2 protein-coding genes are annotated in these 520 nt (G+C 71.3%); both read left to right on the forward strand.

What is annotated here, in order from left to right; all coding sequences use genetic code 11:
- Window positions 1–121 precede the first annotated feature (121 nt).
- On the forward strand, window positions 122–403 hold the full coding sequence (pelF, locus tag FJV41_RS57225; RefSeq protein ID WP_220137996.1) for a GT4 family glycosyltransferase PelF: 282 nt from the start codon (window positions 122–124) through the stop codon (window positions 401–403).
- Window positions 403–520: exopolysaccharide Pel transporter PelG (gene pelG / locus FJV41_RS57230; protein ID WP_141649593.1), on the forward strand; the 118-nt coding region annotated here is incomplete at its 3' end. The genes pelF and pelG, both read left to right, overlap by 1 nt.

A 520-nucleotide genomic window follows, 5' to 3' on the forward strand; every position in this document is an offset into this window, starting at 1 on the left:
GGCCTGCTCGATGTTGAGCGCGGCCACGCGCAGGTCGCGGTTGTTCTCCAGCGCGATCGCGATGAGCTGCTGCAGGCGCGGATCGGGGAAGAACGCGCGCCAGTCGATGTCCGCCGCCGGCGTGCCGGCCGTCTCCACCGACGTGGGCTCGTGCCGCCAGCTCATCGAGGGGCTGGACGAGGAAGACCGCGCGCTCGGCGCCTCGGGCAAGGTGGTGCCCATCGCCGACCCGCAGCAGCTGGCGGACGCCTCGCTCGCACTCATCAACGACGCGCCCGCCTGGCATGCCGCGAGCCGCGCCGCCGTGGCGCGCGTCGAACGCTACTACACCGACACGCTCATGTTCGACCGCTACCGGCGCGTCTATGAACAGGCGCTCGCACAGACGGAGGGCCCCCGCTGATGGCCGGCATCGGATTCGAGCTGCGGCGCATGCTGCGCAAGAACACCCTGGTGGGCCTCGTGCAGGCCTACGCGTACGCGGGCGTCATCGGCTCCGGGCCGTGGGTGTTCTCCATCG

It is taken from the genome of Myxococcus llanfairpwllgwyngyllgogerychwyrndrobwllllantysiliogogogochensis, from assembly GCF_006636215.1.
GTDB classification, from domain to species: Bacteria; Myxococcota; Myxococcia; order Myxococcales; family Myxococcaceae; genus Myxococcus; species Myxococcus llanfairpwllgwyngyllgogerychwyrndrobwllllantysiliogogogochensis.